Genomic DNA, 21,938 nt, shown 5'->3' on the forward strand with positions numbered 1-21,938 from the left:
AGCTCGAAACATGTTTTTAGATTTTGTTTAAATGTTGCGAAATTGCCATGTCTTTAAGCTTTCTTTAACTTATATCACTTCACCTGTGAATTTGTTACCCTTGGAATCAAAAAAACATTTTTCATTTTTTTGTTAACATAAAGCTATTCTCGTAATCAAATATTAAAATAATTTGTACATTGGTCGCTTAAAATTATCATATTCATAAAATGGAACCACAAATACCATATATTCCTAAAAATAAAGTAAGAATTGTCACAGCCGCTTCGCTATTTGACGGACATGATGCCGCAATCAATATCATGCGCAGAATCATACAGTCAACGGGAGTTGAGGTAATACATTTAGGTCATGACCGAAGTGTTGAAGAAGTTGTAAATACCGCCATTCAAGAAGATGCGAATGCGATCGCAATGACATCGTACCAAGGAGGACACAACGAATACTTTAAATATATGTATGATTTGCTTCGCGAAAAAGGAGCGGGACATATTAAAATCTTTGGAGGCGGAGGCGGCGTAATCCTGCCAAGCGAAATTTCAGAATTGCATGAATATGGAATTACAAGAATTTATTCTCCAGATGACGGCCGTTCTTTAGGACTTCAAGGAATGATTAATGATTTGGTTCAGCGTGCTGATTTTCCTATCGGAGATAAACTAAACGGAGAAATCGATCATATCGAAAATAAAGTGCCAACGGCAATTGCACGTTTAATTTCTGCTGCAGAAAACTTCCCTGAAATTGCAAAACCAGTTTTTGATAAAATTCACGAAAGTAATGCCACTTCTAAAATTCCAGTTTTAGGAATTACGGGAACGGGTGGAGCTGGAAAATCTTCTTTGGTAGACGAATTGGTTCGCCGTTTCTTGATTGATTTCCCAGAAAAAACAATCGGATTGATTTCTGTCGATCCTTCTAAGAGAAAAACCGGAGGAGCGCTTTTAGGAGACAGAATCCGTATGAATGCGATTAATAACCCTCGCGTATATATGCGTTCGCTGGCGACACGTCAGTCGAATTTGGCTTTGTCTAAATATGTAGCTGAAGCGATTCAGGTTTTAAAAGCAGCAAAATACGATTTGATTATTCTGGAAACTTCAGGAATCGGACAGTCTGATACTGAAATTATGGATCATTCTGACGTATCATTATATGTAATGACACCAGAATTTGGAGCTGCAACGCAATTGGAGAAAATCGACATGCTTGATTTTGCCGATTTAGTGGCTTTAAATAAATTTGATAAACGTGGCGCGTTGGATGCTTTGCGCGATGTAAAAAAACAATATCAAAGAAACCATAATCTTTGGGATAAAAGCCCAGACGAAATGCCTGTTTTCGGAACAATTGCTTCGCAGTTTAACGATCCGGGAATGAACACGCTTTACAAAGCGATTATGGATAAAGTGGTTGAAAAAACGGCTTCAGATTTGAAATCGACTTTTGAAATCACTAAAGAAATGAGCGAGAAAATCTTCGTGATTCCGCCACACAGAACACGTTATTTATCTGAAATTGCAGAAAATAACAGATCTTATGATGAAACAGCAACTGCACAGCAAAAAGTAGCTCAAAAATTATACGGAATTTTTAAAACCATAGAATCGGTTTCTGGAAAAGTTCCTCAAATCACAAAAGCAGGAATCGACGACAATAGTGTCATCCTGAGCGGAGTCGAAGGACTCGACGAAAACAGAATCTTCTTAAATTTGTTGCTGAACCAGTTTGACAAAGTAAAAATGGATTTAGATCCGTACAATTGGGAAATTATCCTGAATTGGGCTGATAAAGTAGCGAAATATAAAAATCCGGTTTATTCGTTTAAAGTTCGTGATAAAGAAATTAAAATCGCAACGCATTCTGAAAGTTTATCGCACTTACAGATTCCGAAAATTGCTTTACCTAAATACGAAGGTTGGGGCGATATCTTGCGTTGGAATTTACAGGAAAATGTTCCTGGAGAATTTCCGTTTGCTTCGGGATTGTATCCGTTTAAACGTGAAGGTGAAGATCCGTCGAGAATGTTTGCGGGTGAGGGCGGACCAGAAAGAACCAATAAACGTTTTCATTATGTAAGTGCGGGAATGCCTGCAAAACGTCTTTCTACGGCTTTTGACAGTGTAACTTTATACGGAAACGATCCAGATTTGCGTCCAGATATTTACGGGAAAATTGGAAATGCGGGAGTTTCAATCTGCTGTTTAGACGATGCCAAAAAACTATATTCAGGTTTCGATTTGGTTCATGCGTTGACTTCCGTAAGTATGACCATTAATGGGCCTGCGCCAATGTTGTTAGGTTTCTTTATGAACGCGGCAATCGATCAGCAATGTGAGATTTACATCAAAGCAAATGATTTAGAAAAAGAAGTTGAGGCAAAAATCAACAAATTATACAAAGAAAAAGGAATCGAAAGACCAAGATACCAAGGCGAGCTTCCGGCTGGAAACAACGGTTTAGGATTAATGCTTTTGGGTGTTACCGGAGATCAGGTTTTACCTTTAGAGGTTTATAACGAAATAAAAGTAAAAACGTTAGCTCAAGTTCGTGGAACGGTTCAAGCCGATATTTTAAAAGAAGATCAGGCGCAGAATACTTGTATTTTCTCTACTGAATTTGCTTTGCGATTAATGGGTGACGTTCAGGAATATTTTATCACTAAAAACGTTCGTAATTTCTATTCGGTTTCGATTTCAGGATATCATATTGCCGAGGCGGGAGCAAACCCAATTACGCAGTTGGCCTTTACACTTTCAAATGGTTTCACTTACGTGGAATATTATTTGAGCCGTGGCATGAACATCAACGATTTTGGACCAAATTTATCGTTCTTTTTCTCTAACGGAGTAGATCCGGAATATTCGGTAATTGGTCGTGTGGCGCGTAAAATTTGGGCAAAAGCCATGAAAAACAAATACGGAGCCAACGAAAGAGCACAAATGCTGAAATATCATATTCAAACATCTGGACGTTCGTTACACGCGCAGGAAATTGATTTCAACGATATCAGAACGACTTTACAAGCTTTATATGCGATTTACGACAACTGTAATTCATTGCACACAAACGCTTACGACGAAGCGATTACAACACCAACAGAAGAATCTGTACGTCGTGCAATGGCGATTCAGCTGATTATCAATAAAGAATTTGGTTTAGCGAAAAACGAAAACCCTATTCAGGGTTCATTCATCATCGAAGAATTAACCGATTTAGTTGAAGCTGCAGTTCTACAAGAATTCGACAGAATTACTGAAAGAGGAGGAGTTTTGGGTGCAATGGAAACGATGTACCAAAGATCTAAAATTCAGGAAGAAAGTTTGTATTATGAAACTTTAAAACACAACGGAGATTTCCCAATTGTGGGTGTGAATACATTCTTGAGCTCAAAAGGATCGCCAACGGTAATTCCGGCTGAGGTTATTCGCGCAACAGAAGAAGAAAAACAATACCAGATTACCATGCTGGATAATTTGCATAATTTCCACGAAGCAAAGGTAAATGAGCATTTAAATGCTTTACAGCAAGCAGCTATTAAAAACGAAAACTTATTCGATTATTTAATGGAAGCGACAAAGGTTTGTTCTTTAGGGCAGATTACTTCAGCGTTGTTTGAAGTTGGTGGGCAGTATAGAAGGAATATGTAGAATTTACTTTTTATAGATTTATGGAAAAACCTCTCATGTGAATGGGAGGTTTTTTGTTTTTGATAAAATTATAAGGATTACGGTTATCCACATTTTTATTCTTAAATGTTTATATATATTAGCAAATCAAGAATTAAAGTAAATTACAAAAAGATGGCAAAATCAAAATCACAGAAAATAGCAGAAAAAACCATTTTTGCAGCCTTTAATATTTTAAAAGAAGCTGGAGGTGAAATGCTTGGAAAAGATGTTATTGAAAAAATTAGAGAAACTGTAACTTTTGATGAATACGAAAATGATAGGTTAGAAAAAACAGGGAATATTCGCTGGGAATCAGTTTTGAGGTTTTTTACGATAGACTGCATGAAAGCTGGCTATCTACGTAAAAATAAAGGAATTTGGATATTGACTGATGAGGGAGAAAATGCTATAAAACTTGGCCAGGAAAATTTATTAAAAACAGCAACAGAACTTTATCGTGAATGGGATGGAAACCGAAAAAAACAAATAACTAAAGACGGCGTTGTAGAAAAAGATATTACAGAAGAAAATACGCACCAAGCTCAAGAGGCTATAATAAGTCAGTATGAAGAGCAAGCCTATAATGGTATTAGAAACTTTGTAATTAGTAAAAACCCTTATGAGTTTCAAGATTTAGTTGCAGGATTATTAAAGGCGATGGGTTATTTTATTTCTGAAATCGCACAAAGAGGCCCAGACGGAGGAATTGATATTATAGCATTTACGGATGCTTTAGGAACAAAACAACCTCGTATTATTGTACAAGTAAAGCACAAGCCAAATGATAGTATTTCTTCTGATGAAGTGCAGAAATTAGCAGGAGCATTAAAACGTAATACAGATGTGGGAATATTTGTTACTTCAGGGACATTCTCTAAACCTGCAATAAAAGAAGCAAGAGATTCAAGGGAACATATTGAATTAATTGATTTTAATAGATTTACTTCTTTATGGCAAGAATATTATTCTAAAATGAATGATGAACAAAAAAATTTATTGCCTTTACATCCAATTTATTTTTTAGGAAGTAATGAATAATTTAAATAATCAGCTTTTTCTATAATGAAAAAATATACAGACATATTTTTAATTAATTCAATCGCGATTATGGTTGCGATGCTATTTTATTATCTTCTTAATGAAAAACCAGAAATTCCTATCGCAATAATTGCAACTGGAATTTCAATATCATTTGGAATTCGGCAATCTATGATTGAAAATGACAAGATTTTTAAAGAGTTATTTATATCATTTAATCAAAAGTATGATGAAAAGTTCAACAATTTGTTGAATGAAATTGTAACTAAGAATATAGGTAATAGTGAATATCAATTAACACAAAATGAAGTGAAATTAGTTAAAGATTATTTGAATTTCTGTGCTGAAGAATATCTTTGGTATTCAAAAGGAAGAATTGATGAATCAGTTTGGTTATCTTGGGAAAATGGAATGAAATATTATTTATGCAATTCATCTATTTTGCCATTTGTGATTAAAGAAAAAAAACAAAAAGATTCTTATTATGGATTATTTGAGAAGTTGAAATTCATTAATTAATAATATTAAACCAAAACCTATAAGAAAAGGTTTAACTCAAGATTTTATGAAAGTTCTTTTAAAATTTATACTGATTGTATTATTTGTGGTGTGTTTTTGTGAAGGATTACCATATTGGTATTTTGTGTTTTTAAAAACATTTGGAATGGTGGCATTTTACTGGCTTTATTTTTCAGAAAAAGAAAAAGCAATTTGGAAATACATTTGGGTTATTTCAATAATAGTAATACAGCCATTTCTTCCTATCGAAATGAAAAGAGAAAATTGGTTAGCAGTTGATGTATTTTGGATAATATTACTTCTTATTGGGATATTTGAAAATTTAATGAATAAAGACATTGATTTTGATATAAACAATAAATAACTTAATGCACGAGCGAGACGCTCGCGCCAGCAAAAGATTTCTCCTTCGTCGAAATGACAATATTGGGGTTATTTTTTATAAAATTCAAGAAAGAGTTCCCCTGCTAGCGCGAGCATCTCGCTCGTGAACGCAAAGAAATGCACGAGCGAGACGCTCGCGCCAGCAAATGAATAAATTTAAAAATCGAAAACCTTTCAAAAACGAAAGGTTTTTTTAATTTTAGTGTTATGAAAAACACTATCTATTATATTCTCTTTCTTTTTATTACGGTTTTTGGCTATTCCCAAAACAAGCAAACATTAAAAACAGGAGTTATCATTGATTCGGTTAAAATTGCTGTTGTTCCAAGCGAATCCTACGCCCTATATTTTCCTAAAAAATACGATGGTAAAACGCCATTGCCATTGGTTTTTATTTTTGATCCGGCGGCAAGAGGCAAAAAAGGAATTGCGCCGTTTATTCTGGCTGCAGAAACGTATCACTATATTTTGGTATGTTCCAATACTTCAAAAAATGGATTGGTCGAAAAGAATGTCGCGATTGCCAACAGATTATTTGAGGATGTATTGCAAAGCTACGCTATTGATACTTCACAACTTTATATAGCAGGATTTTCGGGCGGTGCAAGATTAGCTAGTCTTTTTGGGATATCTACGGGCGCTTTTCAAGGCGTTATTGCTTGTGGTGCTTCTTTTAACGGAATGGATAAATTTATACCTCCTTCTAATAATTTTTCCTATGTTGGAATGGTTGGAGATCGGGATATGAATTATCAGGAAATGCTTGAAAATAAAGATTGGCTGGATAAGGCAAAAATTGTAAATACACTTTTTATTGCTCATCAAGAACATGTTTGGCCAAAACAATCTGAAATGCTTCGCGCTTTTGACTGGCTGGAAATTCAAGCGTATCGAAAAAATATAAAACCAAAGAACGACACCATTATTAAAAGAATTTACGATAAAAATTTGCGAATAGCCGACAGTGTAAAAGCAAATAATGAAATGATACTTTCTGTAAATGCCTACGAAAAAGGAATTGCTTCTTTTAATACAAACGAAGACAATTTTTTAAAAACCAAAATTGCAGAAATCAAAAAATTCAAAGCGTATAAAGATGAAATCGCCAAAATGGAGGAGATAAAGGTTTTAGAAAATGAAATTATGGATAAACTTTCGCTTCGCTTTAATCAGGAATTAAAATCGGATAAGAATGGTGGGGATTTTAAATTTTGGAAATCTGAAATCAAGGATTTGAATGTTATGAAACTTGATGACAAAAATCCTTTGGCGCAGAATATGGTTTTTAGAATATTAAATTGGTTTCAGATAATGGTTTATGAAACCGGGCAGGAATACAAAAGAAACCAACAAAATGATAAGTTTGTTTATTGTCAGGAATTGTATAAAATTGTTACGGAAAAAAATTAAGTTCATTTCGGAAATTCCACAAAGTTTGTCATTTTGACCGAAGCGAGAAATCTCCGCAAGTAATTCCGCTCCTAAAAGAGCCAATCTTTGTCGAGCTTCTCGTGGAGATTTGCTTTGCCTGTTCGCTATCGCTCGGGTCTCCTCCGTCGAAATGACAATATTGTGCTTAGTTTTCTAGAAAAGACTAAATTGACTAGTCCTAAATAATCGATACAGATTATTAGACAAATATATTTAATTAAACACCTGTAAGAACTTTTTTTGCAGGTGTTTTTGTTTTATAAGTTCTCATTTCTACTATGTTTTGTTTGTGCATTTGATTGGGTGTTAGCATATAATTAGAATAATGGGGTCTTTCATTATTATAAACCTCAATTGCATCTTTTATTAAAATCTTCATCACAGCAAGTTGCTGATTAAATTTATCAATATTAAATTCTTGTTTTAAAATTCCATTTATTCTCTCCGCCACTGCATTTTCATAAGGATCAGAGTTTTGTGTCATACTGCATCTTATATTGTTTTTATATAATAGTTTTTGATATTGATCAGAACAATACTGAAGTCCTCTATCTGAATGGTGGATTAATGTTTTTCCTTTGTCTCGGCGCTGTTTTATTGCATTTTTTAAAGCTGTTAAACTGCTTTTAGTATTCATATTATCTGCCACATAAAAACCCATTATTTTTTTAGAGTAAGCATCTGTTATAAGACTTAAATAACATGGATTCTCTCTTTTTCCGACATAAGTTATGTCTGATACCCAGACTTGTTCTGGTCTGCAGATTTTTAAATCCAATATTAGATTCTCATGCTTTCTAAATCTATGATGAGAGTTTGTTGTTATATGATAAGAACGCCTAGGTGTTATTAATAAATGATTAGCTCTAAGTATATCTATAAATTTATCCCTGCCGATTTTGAGTTGATTCAATTGGATTTTTAAAAGATAATACAGTTTTTTTGCCCCTATTCGGGGCATTGTATTTCTAATTTTCAAAACCAGACTAATAACTTCTGAGGCAATAAGCTTTCTGGAACTGGTTCTTTTTATTCTTCGATAATAAACCTGTCTGTCTATCCCGAACAAAGTACAGGCAAACATTATTGTTTGTTGATGTTCTTCTTTAAAATGTTCGATTGTTCGGGTGGTGAGTTTTTTCGAATGTCAATTTGATATTCTTTTTCTGCTATATCAATCATCATATCGAAAATAATAGCTTTTTTATCGGCAACGTAAGCCTGCTGTTCTAAAAATGATTTTTGTTTTTCTAATAATTTCACTTTGGCTTCAAGTTCCATTATTTTTTGTTCAGGAGATTTTGGCATAGCAGAAGGTGTTTGATTGTCCCAATCAAAGTTACCAAATTTTCGAAGCCATTGAACGATTGTAGAACGGGACTGAATGGCATAATCTTTTTTAACCTGGGAAATTGAAATTCTTCCTTGTTCTATTTCCTGAACAATTTGAAGCTTAAAAGACATGCTGTAATCTTTTTGGGTGCGCTTTACATAGCGTAATTCTTGATCTTTTTCCATAATGATACTTTTTGTGTATCGCTATTTCAGGACAAGACAAATTTAAAATATAAAAACCTCTCAGAAATGAGAGGTTTTTATTTATCTAATGATCTAAACTTTTTTCTTTAAAGTTCCTTTAGATTTACGCTTCAACTTTTCAAGAATAGCATTTGCTTTCTCATCTTGGCAAATGAATCTTAGCGATTCTGCGTAGCGGTAATAATATACCGGTTCTAAGTCAGAAGTCATGGCAAATAATTTATCATACCAATCGGCGGCTTTTTCAAGCTTGTCATGTTGATAAGAGGAATCTCCCAGCTTCTGGAATAAATCTACCGATTTATAGCCTTTTGCGGCGATTTTTTCGTAGGTTTTAATAACATCGACATAAGCATATTTGTCGCTTACTTTGTCGGTTATATACACGGTTTCATTTTGGGCAGCGACACGAAATGAAAAAACAATCAATAATACTAAAACAAGATATTTTTGTTGCATAAGTATTAGTTTAAAAGATTGGTTTTGTTAGTCATTTTTTTCTTCGGTAATTTTAATCGTGTATTCTCAATTCGTTTTGCAAATATATCTAAATCAGTAATATAACCTTTGAATGGTCTGTGTTTTTTCTCATTTAGTCAATTTTTTAAGACGAATGTGCGAAATGATTTACGTTTTTTTATAATGTTTTTGCAATGAAAAAAAATTAGTGACGGCCATTTTATTTTTGAAAATTTAAAATCTAACTTTATGATTATTAAATTGGCAACATCATGACAGTTCGGTACTATTGGGATAAAATAAATAATTGGAATGGAGAAGAAAGCGAAATAAAAGATTTTGGTTTAACCGATTTAGAAAATCTCATTTCAAAAAATGCTTTGAATAGAAGCGAAAACTATTTTACTCTCGAAGCTCTTTTTCAAAAATCATCTGAAGAAACTACACTAAATATTGAAACGGCAAACTTAATTTCAAAACATATCGGTCTATTATTTCTAAATGAAAAAGAAACTGAAAATGTTTGCTCTGCAAATAATCCTGAATTACGAACAGAATTCAGACAAAGTTTTCGAATACTAGATTTGCTAGATTTCATTTATGCGATTTTGCATTCTTCACTTTATGAAAACGACGTCGAAAATGTGAAACAAAAAATTCCAATTCCGCATGATGCCGATTTGTTTTGGAAAATTGTGCAAATAGGAAATGATTGTCGGAATAAGGAAATTCCATAAATAAAAAAAGCAGCTCCTGGAACGAGCTGCTTTTGCTTTTTTGTTGGGGACAAAAAGGGTTAGCGACGGAAAGATGGACTTTGGTTCACTGTTTCATCTAACTTTACAGCCTTCACTTTTTTGGCTACAACTTTAATTTCGTGTTTTGCAGTTTTACCATTTTCAGTTACTTCTAAAACATAAGTTCCGGCTGGATGACCTTCTAAGCTTATTGTTTTTGAAACTTCTAATTTATTTGCAGCAGATTCTCCTGTGTAAACTAAATTATGGTTTTCATCATAAATTGAAAACGAAGAATTTTCAACGGTGTCAAGAGTAAAGCTTACTACTTTTCCGTTTCCAGTAACTATATTCAAAATATAATCACCTTTTCCTTCATTTGCATAAGTGAAAATTGCTGATAGGAACAAGGCCGCAATCAAGCCCATTTTGGCAAATTTTGTCATGTTTTTTTTAATTGTTTTTTTTAAGATTAATATTAAAATAGTGGCGCGTAAAACTACAAAAGAAATTTAATTTTCTGCAAAAAAAAGCCGTTTTCAAACGCTTAAGTTGCTGAATTAAAGATGTTTCAATAATTTTCTTACAGTATGTACGAAATTTTTAAAGTATTGGATGTTTTTTTGTTGGTTTTTTTAAAAGTGTAAAAATCAGACTTTTAAAATTATTAGGAATTGTTTTCCAAAAAAGAAAAACAAAAGAAAAATAAAAGAAAAACAGTTCAGTTTAGAGCAAAAAAAACAGCTCAATAACCACAAAGAGCTGTTTGTAAAACAATCACGTTTTTACTAACTATCTAACCTTATACTTTTATGAGAAGTATAACTTTTTTAGCGTACTGCTACGCTAGTATTTTTAGCAGAACCTGCTTTATAAATTGTCGAAACTGCTTTTGATGATAAAACAGATGTTTCATCAGAAACTGTAATTTCGTGTCTTACCTTTTTTGTACTGTCTTCAACTTCTAGATAGTAAGTTCCTTCTGGAAACTGTTCTAAGCTAAAAGTTCTTAGGATTCCGTCTTTACCTGAAGCATTTTCAGAATAAATCAATTCTCCATTTTTGTCGTAAATAGCCACATTAGCTTTTTTTACCTGATTTAGAGCAAAAGTGATCACTTTTCCATTTCCTTTCAAAACGTGAACATTCAAAAGATCATTCCCGTCAATTGCAAAAGCATTGCTTGTTGCGAAAAGTACTGCACATACTAAACTTAATTTTAAAATCTTTTTCATAATCTTAGTTATTAAATTAATAGTTCTAATTCTCTGATGTAAAATTACTTCAACAAGGGGTAATTGAGCACAACTCTATTTGCCAATTTCTATGCTATATTCTCATTTACGAAACCGTTATAGGTTAAAATTTGAATTATTTTTATCGTTTTCGCAAAAACACCTATTATTTTTCAATGTTTTTCTTAATCTTAAGATGACGATTTCTTAAGAATTAACCGAAAGAAAATCAGTTACTTCAAAACAGCATAAAACAAAAAAACAGCTCCATTACCACAAAGAGCTGTTCTTGTTTGTTATATTTTATTACCAATTTTTTATACCTAAATATATAGGTGTAATTTTTAGCGTGCTGCTACGCTAGAGCTTTTGTTAAATCCTGCTTTGTAAACAGACGAAACCGCTTTTCTTGATAAAACCGATGCATCGCTTGTAATAGTGATTTCGTGTCTAACTTTTTTTACATTGTCTTCAACTTCTAAATAATAGGTTCCTTCTGGAAATTCTTCTAAATTAAAAGTTCTTAAAATTCCTTCTTTACCCGAAGCACTTTCAGAATAAAGAAGTGATCCATCTTTGTCATAAATTGCAACATTTGCTTTTTTTACTTGATTAAGAGCAAACGTGATCACTTTACCATTTGTTTTTAATACATGAAGATTAAAATCTTCATTCGCGCCAATTGCAAAAGCGCTAAATCCTGCGAAAAGCACTGCACCTACTAAACTTAATTTTAAATTTTTCATAGCATTAGTTTTTTTTAGATTAATAGTTCTAATTCTCTGATGCTAAATTACTTACGTTGTACTGATTATTGCACAACTCTATTTGCTGATTTGTATGCTATATTCTCATTTACGAAACCGTTATAGGTTAAATTTTGAATTTAATTTAATGATTATGTTAATTGGGTAGTTATTTTTTAAAGTTTTGATGATTTTTACGTGATGATTTATTTACAAGAGGGTATATAATTTAACCGCAAAGAGCGCAAAGAAAAAACGCAAAGTTCACAAAGCTTTAAAAATAGAACTTTGCGAACTTTGCGTAAAACCTTAGCGTCTTTGCGGTAAAAAAGAAGCAAAAAAAAAACAGCTCAATAACCACAAAGAGCTGTTTCTAAAACCTTTCGGTTTTTAAACTTTACTAACTATCTAACCTCATTTTTATACTGTATTCGAGTATAACTTTTTTAGCGTACTGCTACGCTAGTATTTTTTGCAGCATTTTTGTAAACAGCTGAAACTGCTTTTGATGATAAAACTGTAGCATCATCAGAAACTGTAATTTCGTGTCTTACTTTTTTCGTGCTGTCTTCAACTTCTAAATAATAAGTTCCAGCTGGAAATTCTTCTAAACTGAAAGTTCTTAAGATACCATCTTTTCCAGATGCGTTTTCAGAATACAATAAAGATCCGTCTTTGTCATATATAGATAAGTATGCTTTTTTTGTTTGGTTTAAAGCAAACGTGATAAGCTTTCCATTTCCTTTTAATACGTGAAGACCAAATTCTGCATCACCATCAATTGCATAAGTATTTAATCCTGATAATAATACTGCAACTACTAAACTTAATTTTAATATCTTTTTCATAATTCTTTATGTTTAAATTTTTAGTTCATTTCTCTGATGTAAAATTACTGCAGCAGTTGCTTTTTGAGCACAACTCTATTTTCCGATTTATATGCTATATTCTCATTTACGAAACCGATATAGGTTAAAATTTGAATTTTTTTAAGTGTTTTTGTTAATTCGGTTACTATTTTCTAACGTTTTGGTAAAAATGAGATATGTTAAAAAGTTCTGTTTTTCTTACAGAAATTATATTTTTCTATAAAAAGGCGTTTTTAAATATGATATTCAGAAAAAATAACGGATAAAAAAATGAGGCTTCAAAAAAAATGATGTTTTGGTATAAAAATGATATTGCTGTTTTAGTTGTTTTCATGAAAAATTCTCATTTACGAAACCGTTATAGGTTAAAATTTAAATTATTTTAGGTGTTTTTGTTAAATTTGCTATTATTTTTTAAAGATATATATCATGAAAACAGTCGCCCCAGCTCTTGAAGTGATATCAAACTCATACGGAAGTTCTTTTACCTACACCAAACATGCCGAAAAGACCAACAGTAAAGCCCATTTGTGGCATTATCATCCAGAAATTGAGTTGGTTTATATAAATGGAGGTGCGGGAAAAAGGCAAATAGGAAGCCATGTTTCTTATTATACAAACGGAGATTTGATATTAATAGGTGCCAATTTGCCACATTGCGGTTTTACAAATGAACAAACGGGAAATAAAAAAGAAACTGTTATTCATATCAAACCGGAATTTTTGGCAAATGATTTTTTTGTCGCTCCCGAAATGAAAAGAGTGCAAAATATTATCAATCAGTCAAAAACTGGAATTGCTTTTAATGGCGAAACCAAAAAACAGATAGGCAAAAAAATCGAAATGATGGAGCATCAGCTTCCTTTTGAGCGCTTATTGACACTTTTGAGTATTTTAGATGAATTGGAATCATCAGATGAATATACGGTTTTAAATGCTGACGGATTTTCGTTAGAATTACAAAATCAAGACAATGACAGAATGAATTTGATTTTTAATTTCGTAAAAGATCATTTTCAGGAATCAATTGCTATTGACGAGGTTTCGAATTTAGTAAGTATGACGACGCCTTCATTTTGTCGTTATTTCAAGAAAATTTCGAACAAAACGTTTACCGAATTTGTAAATGAGTATCGTTTGGTGCATGCTTCTAAACTTTTGGCCGAAAAGCAAATCAGTATTAATGAAGTTTGTTATGAAAGCGGTTTTAATAACTTCAGCCATTTCAGCAAATCGTTCAAACAATATACAGGAAAAAGCGCGTCGCAATACCGTTTAGAACACAAGACTATAATTAGTTAGTTTTTTGTTGCCACGAATTACACCAATTTTCACGAATTAAAACTTTGACAAAGTTTAAAAATTTGTCAAAGTTGAACTCTACGCAATTAAAAATTCGTGAAAATTGGTGTAATTCGTGGCTATTACTTTTTAGTGCAAAAGCTAGTCGGATTTTTCATATAATTTATTTTGAAAAAGGTATATTTACATTCCCTAATCAGAAAATAAAATATATGAAAAAAATTAAAATGCTGTTAGCTGCCTTTTTGATCTGCATTTCAACCTTGACTTATGCAGCAAAAGTAGATACGTTACAAGTTGCCAGTACCGCTATGGGCAAAACCTACAAAGCAGCGGTAGTTTTACCTAATAGTTATGCCAAAAGCAAATCGGCCTTTCCGGTAATGTATCTTTTGCATGGCGCTTATGGACATTTTAGCGATTGGTTGAAAAATACGCCAAACAAAAAATTAGTTCAAAATTTATCGGATCAATACAATATGATTATCGTAATGCCTGAAGGTGAGGTTTTCAGTTTTTATTTGGATAGTCCGGTAAACAAAGAAAGTCAGTTTGAGACTTTTATAACGCAGGAAGTTATTCAGAAAGTCGATAAAACATACAGAACCATCAGTAATAAAAGCGGAAGAGTAATCACGGGACTTTCAATGGGAGGCCATGGTGCTTTGTATCTTTCTGCAAAATATCCTGATTTGTTTTGTGCAGCTGGAAGTATGAGTGGTGCCGTAGATATGAGTACAATGCTCAACAGAGATTCGGCTGCGCAAGTGGTAAAATTGATGCAACCCGTTTTTGGTGATAAAAGCGGCAGTACCGAAATGTACGAACAGTATGCAGTAATGAATATGCTTGATAAAATAAAAGCAAACAAACTGCCGTTGATTATAGATTGCGGTGTTGATGATTTTTTGATTGAACCAAACAGAGAATTGCATCGACGATTAGTTTACAACAAAGTTGAGCACGATTATACCGAACGTCCAGGAGCCCATACGTGGGATTATTGGGAAAATTCTCTTCCGTATCATGCATTATTTTTTAGTAAAATATTGTTTAAAACCAAAACGAAGTAATTGCGAAATTTATACTTTTTGATGGGTATATATTTATAATCTTATTTTGGTGACGTGTTTTTTAAGAAATTGATAAAAACGACCTTTGATTTTAAAAATGAAAGGTCGTTTTTTTATTTGTTCGAATAGACGCGTACTATTTTTCTTTCTTACTGTGTTCCGTTCGTCGATTATTTTTGAATGATATCGATTTTACTTCTTTTTAAGTAAGCGCATTCAGGTTATTAACTAATTTTAACAAATGTTTACCCCCTGATCGTGAATGTCAGATTTTTTTCTGAGGGTCAAGTCTTTTTATAAGAGTTTTTTAGATTTTGTGCTTCATAACTTTTTGAAGATGGTTTATTATCTACATGTAATTGCCAAATCTGCAAACTATCTGTTTTTTGCTAATGTAATGGTATTCTAAATACTATTATCATGAAAAAAACTATTTTTTATCACATGAAGATTATACATGAATTTTGTAAAATCTTTCGTTGTTCTTTTATCGATTTAGTTTTTCCAAATTTTAGTTTGGTGAAAATTAATGTGTACAAAAAGTATCAATTTTATCTGATGGTACTTTTTATGCTATTTGCTTTCCAACCTTATTTGCATTCACAAGCTATATCTGGAGCAGCTGTACAAGCTAATTTTGGTATTGATGCTGACGTTTATGCAAACAAAGAACAATTTTTAGTTCCTCCAACGGTTTCGGGTATTTATGATGACTGGTTTTTTAGCTCTTCTTTTGCTAATGGAACCGGCGAAAATGTTATTGATCAGACTAATGCTGCGGGACTAAAAACTTCAATCCAGGCTAATAATAATTTTACATTCGAAAAAAGAATGTCAAAACCAAAAAATACCATGGTTGGTAATTTTTTGTGGATTGATGCTGTTTATGGACGTGATGGAAATTCAACGCAAAGTAACAGCGACTCTAATACTTTTTCGGGAAATTCTAACAAGAATGGTGATAATCCAACTACTTGGGCTTTAGGTTCAGGTAGTATCCCTCAAAAGGATGATATTGTTGATGTGTACGGCTATTTGAGAAGAGATTTATCTCCAGCCGCATTAGCGATTAATCCTAATGGAGTTTTATGGGGATATGGTGGAGCATCTAAAATTTCTTCTGATGGGAATTCACATTTTGATTTTGAATTTTTTAGAACAGAAGTAAGCTATAACGGTAGTGCATTAGTAGGTACAGGTAGTCAAGCAGGACACACTGCATGGACTTTTGATGCTACAGGAAAAATACTTGTTCCTGGTGACGTACTTGTTGCTATCGATTTTGAAAATGGTGGTACAAAACCACTGGGTAGTGTAAGAGTTTGGATGTCTAGTGCTGATATCGCTAGTTTTAACTCAAAAGCTGACAGACCATTTGATCTTACTGGTGTTTTTGATCAAGGTAATGGTGCGCCTCCGTACGGATATGCTGAAATAAAAGCTAAAGGAGGAGGTATACTTACCAACGTTTTTGCAGTTGTTAATGTAACAGCCCCTACCTTAGGACCGCCTTGGGGAACTTTAGAAGGTTCGCAAGCCAATTTTCAAGATAATTATAAAGCTTTGCAGTTTACAGAGTTTGGACTTAATTTGACAGCTTTAGGATTGGATAGCCGAAATATTAACCAAAGTCCTTGTTCAAATTTATTGGGTAGTCTGATAGTAAAAACGAGATCATCATCTTCATTTACTGCAGAATTAAAAGATTTTTCGGGACCTTATTTATTCGGAAATATTACTGATGTAGCCGTAGTTGGTAATGTTAGTAATACATTAACTTGTACTAATTCAACTGCTACTTTAACAGCAACACCAACTCCAGCAAATGCTATTATAAAATGGTACGGACCTTCACCTGATGGTATAGCCGATGGGCCTTTTATATCAGGAAATGCACCGGTTGTATCTGTTAAAGGAATTTATACGGTATATGCTTATACAAATTTAGAAGGCTGTTTTGCTAAAAAAACGGTCACAGTTCTTGAAAATAAAGAACCGCCAAATGTTAATGCAGGAGATGATAAAGCTTTAACGTGTTTAATAACATCAATAAAATTGTCTGGCTCATCAAGTACGCCTAATGCTACATATTTATGGAGTACATTGGACGGAAACATTGTTTCAGGTGGCACAACCCTGACACCAACTATAGATAAGGCTGGAACTTATACATTAACAGTTACCGACCCTATAAATGGATGTAAAAAGGCAGATGATGTAGTTGTAACAAGCACTCCGCCAACACCTATTAATATAACTTGTCCTGGAGATAATATAAAAAGTTCTTGTGTTTATGCCGATCAGGCTGCAGTTGATGCTGCTTTTGATACCTTTAAACAAGGCTTTACAGCTTCGGGAGGTAACGGTACCTTGACAATTACGGGATTAGAGAATTTGACTCCTCCAGCATTATGTGGAGGAACTGTAACCGTAAATTATAATGTTACTGATGCTTGCGGATTACAGAAATCATGTTCTGCGACTTTCACCATCACGGCTCCTGCAGCAGTAGTTCCAGTATCGCCAGATCCGTTCAGCGCCTCAGCCTGCGCGTATGCCGACCAGGCTGCCGTAAACGCTGCCTTCGAGACCTTCAAAGCAGGCTTTAAGGTGAGCGGCGGCTGCGATGCCAAAGGCGAGATCCAAGGCAGTCCGGTGGCGCCGAAACTATGCGACGGAGGGACAACAACAGTGACCTATAAAGTGACCGACAAATGCTATGAGACCACCATCAGCAAGGACTTCACCATCACGGCTCCTGCAGCAGTAGTTCCAGTATCGCCAGATCCGTTCAGCGCCTCAGCCTGCGCGTATGCCGACCAGGCTGCAGTGAACGCCGCCTTCGAGACCTTCAAAGCGGGCTTCAAGGTGAGCGGCGGATGTGATGCCAAAGGCGAGATCCAAGGCAGTCCGATGGCGCCGAAACTATGCGACGGAGGAACGGTGACAGTGACCTATAAAGTGACCGACAAATGCTACGAGACCACCATCAGCAAAGACTTCACCATCACGGCTCCTGCAGCGGTAGTTCCAGTATCGCCAGATCCGTTCAGCGCCTCAGCCTGCGCTTATGCCGACCAGGCTGCCGTAAACGCCGCCTTCGAGACCTTCAAAGCGGGCTTCAAGGTGAGCGGCGGATGTGATGCCAAAGGCGAGATCCAAGGCAGTCCGATGGCTCCGAAACTATGCGACGGAGGGACAACAACAGTGACCTATAAAGTGACCGACAAATGCTATGAGACCACCATCAGCAAGGACTTCACCATCACGGCTCCTGCAGCAGTAGTTCCAGTATCGCCAGATCCGTTCAGCGCCTCAGCCTGCGCTTATGCCGACCAGGCTGCCGTAAACGCCGCCTTTGAAACCTTCAAAGCAGGCTTCAAGGTGAGCGGCGGCTGTGATGCCAAAGGCGAGATCCAAGGCAGTCCGATGGCGCCGAAACTATGCGACGGAGGAACGGTGACAGTTACCTATAAAGTGACCGACAAATGCTATGAGACCACCATCAGCAAGGACTTCACCATCATGGCTCCTGCAGCGGTGGTTCCAGTATCGCCAGATCCGTTCAGCGCCTCAGCCTGCGCTTATGCCGACCAGGCTGCCGTAAACGCCGCCTTCGAGACCTTCAAAGCAGGCTTTAAAGTAAGCGGCGGATGCGATGCCAAAGGCGAGATCCAAGGCAGTCCGATGGCGCCGAAACTATGCGAAGGAGGAACGGTGACAGTGACCTATAAAGTGACCGACAAATGCTATGAGACCACCATCAGCAAGGACTTCACCATCACGGCTCCTGCAGCGGTGGTTCCAGTATCGCCAGATCCGTTCAGCGCCTCAGCCTGCGCTTATGCCGACCAGGCTGCCGTAAACGCCGCCTTCGAGACCTTCAAAGCAGGCTTTAAAGTAAGCGGCGGATGCGATGCCAAAGGCGAGATCCAAGGCAGTCCGATGGCGCCGAAACTATGCGAAGGAGGAACGGTGACAGTGACCTATAAAGTGACCGACAAATGCTATGAGACCACCATCAGCAAGGACTTCACCATCACGGCTCCTGCAGCGGTGGTTCCAGTATCGCCAGATCCGTTCAGCGCCTCAGCCTGCGCGTATGCCGACCAGGCTGCCGTAAACGCCGCCTTCGAGACCTTCAAAGCGGGCTTCAAGGTGAGCGGCGGATGCGATGCCAAAGGCGAGATCCAAGGCAGTCCGATGGCTCCGAAACTATGCGACGGAGGGACAACAACAGTGACCTATAAAGTGACCGACAAATGCTACGAGACCACCATCAGCAAGGACTTCACCATCACGGCTCCTGCAGCGGTGGTTCCAGTATCGCCAGATCCGTTCAGCGCCTCAGCCTGCGCTTATGCCGACCAGGCTGCCGTAAACGCCGCCTTCGAGACCTTCAAAGCGGGCTTCAAGGTGAGCGGCGGCTGTGATGCCAAAGGCGAGATCCAAGGCAGTCCGATGGCGCCGAAACTATGCGACGGAGGAACGGTGACAGTGACCTATAAAGTGACCGACAAATGCTATGAGACCACCATCAGCAAGGACTTCACCATCACGGCTCCTGCAGCGGTGGTTCCAGTATCGCCAGATCCGTTCAGCGCCTCAGCCTGCGCTTATGCCGACCAGGCTGCCGTAAACGCTGCCTTCGAGACCTTCAAAGCGGGCTTCAAGGTGAGCGGCGGATGTGATGCCAAAGGCGAGATCCAAGGCAGTCCGGTGGCTCCGAAACTATGCGACGGAGGAACGGTGACAGTCACCTATAAAGTGACCGACAAATGCTACGAGACCACCATCAGCAAGGACTTCACCATCACGGCTCCTGCAGCGGTAGTTCCAGTATCGCCAGATCCGTTCAGCGCCTCAGCCTGCGCTTATGCCGACCAGGCTGCAGTGAACGCTGCCTTTGAGACCTTCAAAGCAGGCTTTAAAGTAAGCGGCGGCTGCGATGCGAAAGGCGAGATCCAAGGCAGTCCGGTGGCTCCGAAACTATGCGACGGAGGGACAACAACAGTGACCTATAAAGTGACCGACAAATGCTACGAGACCACCATCAGCAAGGACTTCACCATCACGGCTCCTGCAGCGGTAGTTCCAGTATCGCCAGATCCGTTCAGCGCCTCAGCCTGCGCGTATGCCGACCAGGCTGCCGTAAACGCCGCCTTCGAGACCTTCAAAGCGGGCTTCAAGGTGAGCGGCGGATGTGATGCCAAAGGTGTATTTGTAGGTAATCCGGTAGCGCCAAACTTATGTCAGGGCGGAACCACCAGTGTAAGTTATATGATAACTGATAAATGTTACACAACTACAATTACTAAAAACTTCACTATTACCGTTCCTTCAGCAGTAAGCACTGAGGCTCCAACAGCAGTGAATGCCTCAGCTTGCAAATATGCCGATCAGGCGGCACTTGATGCAGCTTTCGAAACCTTCAAAGCAGGTTTTAAAGTAAGCGGTGGCTGCGATGCGAAAGGAGTAATCCAAGGCAATCCGATTGCACCAAAATTATGTGAAGGAGGAACAACGACAGTTGCCTTTAAAGTGACCGACAAATGTTATGAAACTACAATCAGCAAAGACTTCACTATTACTAAAGTTAATTTGCTTAATGTTTTAAGTCCTCCAAATAAAACAGTTGTTTGCGGTGAAGATCCAGATGGTGCATTTTTAGCATGGATTGCTGGATTTAAATTTACTGGAGGATGTTCTGGAAATGTTCAGGCTACGGATTTATCTCAGTTTGTGAAACCTCAGATAGGAACGGCATTAGTTGTTGAATATGTTGTTTCGAACAATTGTGAAACGATTAAAAAAGTATCAACATTTTTAATCACTTCATGTACAACTCCAATTTGTACTTATACTCAAGGAGCTTACGGAAATGTTGGAGGTATGGCCTGTGTAGGAGGACAATCTTACACAACCAAAGCTCTTATTGCGAAAGCATTAAGTACTTATCCAGGAGGAACAATGACAATTGGTTTAGTTGGAAAATCTGTTTTAGTATCAAATAATCAAGATGATATTAATGGTGTAATAACAGTTTTACCAGGAGGAGGTGCAAGTAAAGTATTAGCAAATGGAAATCCTCATATTAATGCATTGCCTGCATCATATCTTAAAAAAGGAAAAATTAATAATACCTTATTGGCTCAAACCATTACCTTAGGACTTAATTTAGGTGTTGATAGTGAGTTGAGTAAATTCAAATTGCAGGCAGGTATATTGGCAGTTGCTCAACCTGAAGGTGGTTGCGGATCTAAAACTCCAAAAGTACGTTCTTGTAATCCTGACGGAACAGTAAGTAATGAATACAAATATTACACTATTCCGAATAATGTGGTTAGCAAACTACCAGGAGATAAAACAGTTGGTGATTTATTTAACTTGGCTAATCAAGCATTGGGAGGTGGAAGCACTAATGGAGTTTCTCTTTCTGATATTGCAAGCTTGGTGGATTTGATAAATAATGCATTTGATGAATGTAGAATATCAATAGGATACAACATTCAGCCACTTGCTTGTGCAGCTACTCAAGAAACAATAGTTGCTCAGACTCCTATTACTACGGATACAGCTGTAGTGGAAAGTACTGGAAAAGAAAGTAAAAAACCTGGTTTTGATGCTTATCCTGTTCCATTCAAAAACTACATTACGATTCGTTATAACTTTGATTATGCAACAGATGTCAAAATTGAATTGTTTGATCTATCAGGAAAACTGTTATCTTCAAAAACAGATACAGATTCTTATTTTGGAAAAGAATACAACTTTAATATTGATTTCTACGTAGGCAAATCTCAAGTTTACATTCTACAAATTACGACTAATAAAGGCAGTAGTACTAAAAAAATCATTTCTGCCGGTAATTAAAATCATTTATAAATCTTATTTAAAGCATCCGTTAAAAGCGGATGCTTTTTTTATGAAAATTA

The 21,938-nt window shown here is 36.2% G+C and carries 16 protein-coding genes; 9 read left to right on the forward strand and 7 right to left on the reverse strand.

Annotated elements, in window-relative coordinates; translation table 11 throughout:
• The first annotated feature begins 209 nt into the window (after nucleotides 1-209).
• The 5 genes from SCB73_RS13215 to SCB73_RS13235 all read left to right on the forward strand — a co-directional run bounded on the left by SCB73_RS13215 (nucleotide 210) and on the right by SCB73_RS13235 (nucleotide 7,022).
• The gene (locus SCB73_RS13215; RefSeq protein WP_320566693.1) at nucleotides 210-3,650 is read left to right on the forward strand and encodes a methylmalonyl-CoA mutase family protein; all 3,441 of its coding nucleotides are present in this window, start codon (nucleotides 210-212) and stop codon (nucleotides 3,648-3,650) included.
• A gap of 153 nt (nucleotides 3,651-3,803) precedes the next feature.
• Complete coding sequence (locus SCB73_RS13220) at nucleotides 3,804-4,709, forward strand: restriction endonuclease (RefSeq protein WP_320566694.1); 906 nt, start codon at nucleotides 3,804-3,806, stop codon at nucleotides 4,707-4,709.
• 24 nt (nucleotides 4,710-4,733) lie between these two features.
• A complete protein-coding gene (locus SCB73_RS13225) occupies nucleotides 4,734-5,228 on the forward strand; it encodes a hypothetical protein (RefSeq protein ID WP_320566696.1) in 495 nt (164 codons plus the stop codon).
• A 46-nt stretch (nucleotides 5,229-5,274) separates the two neighbouring features.
• The gene (locus tag SCB73_RS13230; protein WP_320566697.1) at nucleotides 5,275-5,592 is read left to right on the forward strand and encodes a DUF6804 family protein; all 318 of its coding nucleotides are present in this window, start codon (nucleotides 5,275-5,277) and stop codon (nucleotides 5,590-5,592) included.
• Between the two features lie 227 nt (nucleotides 5,593-5,819).
• Nucleotides 5,820-7,022: a hypothetical protein gene (locus SCB73_RS13235; protein ID WP_320566698.1), complete on the forward strand. Its 1,203-nt coding sequence runs from the start codon at nucleotides 5,820-5,822 to the stop codon at nucleotides 7,020-7,022.
• A gap of 238 nt (nucleotides 7,023-7,260) precedes the next feature.
• Here SCB73_RS13235 and SCB73_RS13240 read toward each other — a convergent pair whose 3' ends face one another.
• The 3 genes from SCB73_RS13240 to SCB73_RS13250 form a co-directional block, all read right to left on the reverse strand.
• The gene (locus tag SCB73_RS13240) at nucleotides 7,261-8,127 is read right to left on the reverse strand and encodes an IS3 family transposase (RefSeq protein ID WP_204251648.1); all 867 of its coding nucleotides are present in this window, start codon (nucleotides 8,125-8,127) and stop codon (nucleotides 7,261-7,263) included.
• Nucleotides 8,127-8,561 (reverse strand): hypothetical protein, encoded by a 435-nt coding sequence (locus SCB73_RS13245; protein ID WP_204251647.1) that lies wholly within the window; start codon nucleotides 8,559-8,561, stop codon nucleotides 8,127-8,129. Before SCB73_RS13245 ends, SCB73_RS13240 begins: the two co-directional genes overlap by 1 nt.
• Before the next feature lie 93 nt (nucleotides 8,562-8,654).
• Nucleotides 8,655-9,041, reverse strand: coding sequence for a flagellar motor protein MotB (locus tag SCB73_RS13250; RefSeq protein WP_320566699.1), 387 nt, complete (start codon nucleotides 9,039-9,041; stop codon nucleotides 8,655-8,657).
• A 272-nt stretch (nucleotides 9,042-9,313) separates the two neighbouring features.
• On the opposite strand from SCB73_RS13250, the gene SCB73_RS13255 reads away from it, so the two are divergent.
• Nucleotides 9,314-9,778 (forward strand): type ISP restriction/modification enzyme, encoded by a 465-nt coding sequence (locus tag SCB73_RS13255; protein WP_320566700.1) that lies wholly within the window; start codon nucleotides 9,314-9,316, stop codon nucleotides 9,776-9,778.
• A 59-nt stretch (nucleotides 9,779-9,837) separates the two neighbouring features.
• On the opposite strand, the gene SCB73_RS13260 is transcribed toward SCB73_RS13255, so the two are convergent.
• The 4 genes from SCB73_RS13260 to SCB73_RS13275 all read right to left on the reverse strand — a co-directional run bounded on the left by SCB73_RS13260 (nucleotide 9,838) and on the right by SCB73_RS13275 (nucleotide 12,607).
• Nucleotides 9,838-10,224, reverse strand: coding sequence for a secretion protein (locus SCB73_RS13260; protein WP_320566701.1), 387 nt, complete (start codon nucleotides 10,222-10,224; stop codon nucleotides 9,838-9,840).
• 384 nt (nucleotides 10,225-10,608) lie between these two features.
• Complete coding sequence (locus SCB73_RS13265; RefSeq protein WP_320566702.1) at nucleotides 10,609-11,013, reverse strand: T9SS type A sorting domain-containing protein; 405 nt, start codon at nucleotides 11,011-11,013, stop codon at nucleotides 10,609-10,611.
• Nucleotides 11,014-11,357: 344 nt separating this feature from the next.
• Complete coding sequence (locus SCB73_RS13270; protein WP_320566703.1) at nucleotides 11,358-11,759, reverse strand: T9SS type A sorting domain-containing protein; 402 nt, start codon at nucleotides 11,757-11,759, stop codon at nucleotides 11,358-11,360.
• A gap of 446 nt (nucleotides 11,760-12,205) precedes the next feature.
• Nucleotides 12,206-12,607, reverse strand: coding sequence for a secretion protein (locus SCB73_RS13275; protein WP_320566704.1), 402 nt, complete (start codon nucleotides 12,605-12,607; stop codon nucleotides 12,206-12,208).
• Between the two features lie 450 nt (nucleotides 12,608-13,057).
• Here SCB73_RS13275 and SCB73_RS13280 point away from each other — a divergent pair, with 450 nt between their 5' ends.
• The 3 genes from SCB73_RS13280 (at nucleotide 13,058) to SCB73_RS13290 (ending at nucleotide 21,876) form a co-directional block, all read left to right on the forward strand.
• Nucleotides 13,058-13,930 (forward strand): AraC family transcriptional regulator, encoded by an 873-nt coding sequence (locus tag SCB73_RS13280; protein ID WP_320566705.1) that lies wholly within the window; start codon nucleotides 13,058-13,060, stop codon nucleotides 13,928-13,930.
• Between the two features lie 212 nt (nucleotides 13,931-14,142).
• Nucleotides 14,143-15,003, forward strand: a complete 861-nt coding sequence (locus SCB73_RS13285) for an alpha/beta hydrolase (protein ID WP_320566706.1) — start codon at nucleotides 14,143-14,145, stop codon at nucleotides 15,001-15,003.
• Nucleotides 15,004-15,423: 420 nt separating this feature from the next.
• Nucleotides 15,424-21,876 (forward strand): T9SS type A sorting domain-containing protein, encoded by a 6,453-nt coding sequence (locus SCB73_RS13290; RefSeq protein WP_320566707.1) that lies wholly within the window; start codon nucleotides 15,424-15,426, stop codon nucleotides 21,874-21,876.
• Nucleotides 21,877-21,938: the final 62 nt, after the last annotated feature.

Origin of the sequence: Flavobacterium sp. KACC 22761, from assembly GCF_034058155.1 — a bacterium.
Lineage (GTDB): Bacteria > Bacteroidota > Bacteroidia > Flavobacteriales > Flavobacteriaceae > Flavobacterium.

What these genes read in the sequence shown, in the direction of transcription:
- SCB73_RS13280 (WP_320566705.1), top strand. Translation starts at nt 13,058, where the DNA reads ATGAAAACAGTCGCCCCAGCTCTTGAAGTGATATCAAACTCATACGGA.
- SCB73_RS13245 (WP_204251647.1), bottom strand. Translation starts at nt 8,561, where the DNA reads ATGGAAAAAGATCAAGAATTACGCTATGTAAAGCGCACCCAAAAAGAT.
- SCB73_RS13220 (WP_320566694.1), top strand. Translation starts at nt 3,804, where the DNA reads ATGGCAAAATCAAAATCACAGAAAATAGCAGAAAAAACCATTTTTGCA.
- SCB73_RS13270 (WP_320566703.1), bottom strand. Translation starts at nt 11,759, where the DNA reads ATGAAAAATTTAAAATTAAGTTTAGTAGGTGCAGTGCTTTTCGCAGGA.
- SCB73_RS13285 (WP_320566706.1), top strand. Translation starts at nt 14,143, where the DNA reads ATGAAAAAAATTAAAATGCTGTTAGCTGCCTTTTTGATCTGCATTTCA.
- SCB73_RS13255 (WP_320566700.1), top strand. Translation starts at nt 9,314, where the DNA reads ATGACAGTTCGGTACTATTGGGATAAAATAAATAATTGGAATGGAGAA.
- SCB73_RS13225 (WP_320566696.1), top strand. Translation starts at nt 4,734, where the DNA reads ATGAAAAAATATACAGACATATTTTTAATTAATTCAATCGCGATTATG.
- SCB73_RS13260 (WP_320566701.1), bottom strand. Translation starts at nt 10,224, where the DNA reads ATGACAAAATTTGCCAAAATGGGCTTGATTGCGGCCTTGTTCCTATCA.
- SCB73_RS13290 (WP_320566707.1), top strand. Translation starts at nt 15,424, where the DNA reads ATGAAAAAAACTATTTTTTATCACATGAAGATTATACATGAATTTTGT.
- SCB73_RS13230 (WP_320566697.1), top strand. Translation starts at nt 5,275, where the DNA reads ATGAAAGTTCTTTTAAAATTTATACTGATTGTATTATTTGTGGTGTGT.
- SCB73_RS13275 (WP_320566704.1), bottom strand. Translation starts at nt 12,607, where the DNA reads ATGAAAAAGATATTAAAATTAAGTTTAGTAGTTGCAGTATTATTATCA.
- SCB73_RS13265 (WP_320566702.1), bottom strand. Translation starts at nt 11,013, where the DNA reads ATGAAAAAGATTTTAAAATTAAGTTTAGTATGTGCAGTACTTTTCGCA.
- SCB73_RS13215 (WP_320566693.1), top strand. Translation starts at nt 210, where the DNA reads ATGGAACCACAAATACCATATATTCCTAAAAATAAAGTAAGAATTGTC.
- SCB73_RS13240 (WP_204251648.1), bottom strand. Translation starts at nt 8,127, where the DNA reads ATGTTTGCCTGTACTTTGTTCGGGATAGACAGACAGGTTTATTATCGA.
- SCB73_RS13235 (WP_320566698.1), top strand. Translation starts at nt 5,820, where the DNA reads ATGAAAAACACTATCTATTATATTCTCTTTCTTTTTATTACGGTTTTT.
- SCB73_RS13250 (WP_320566699.1), bottom strand. Translation starts at nt 9,041, where the DNA reads ATGCAACAAAAATATCTTGTTTTAGTATTATTGATTGTTTTTTCATTT.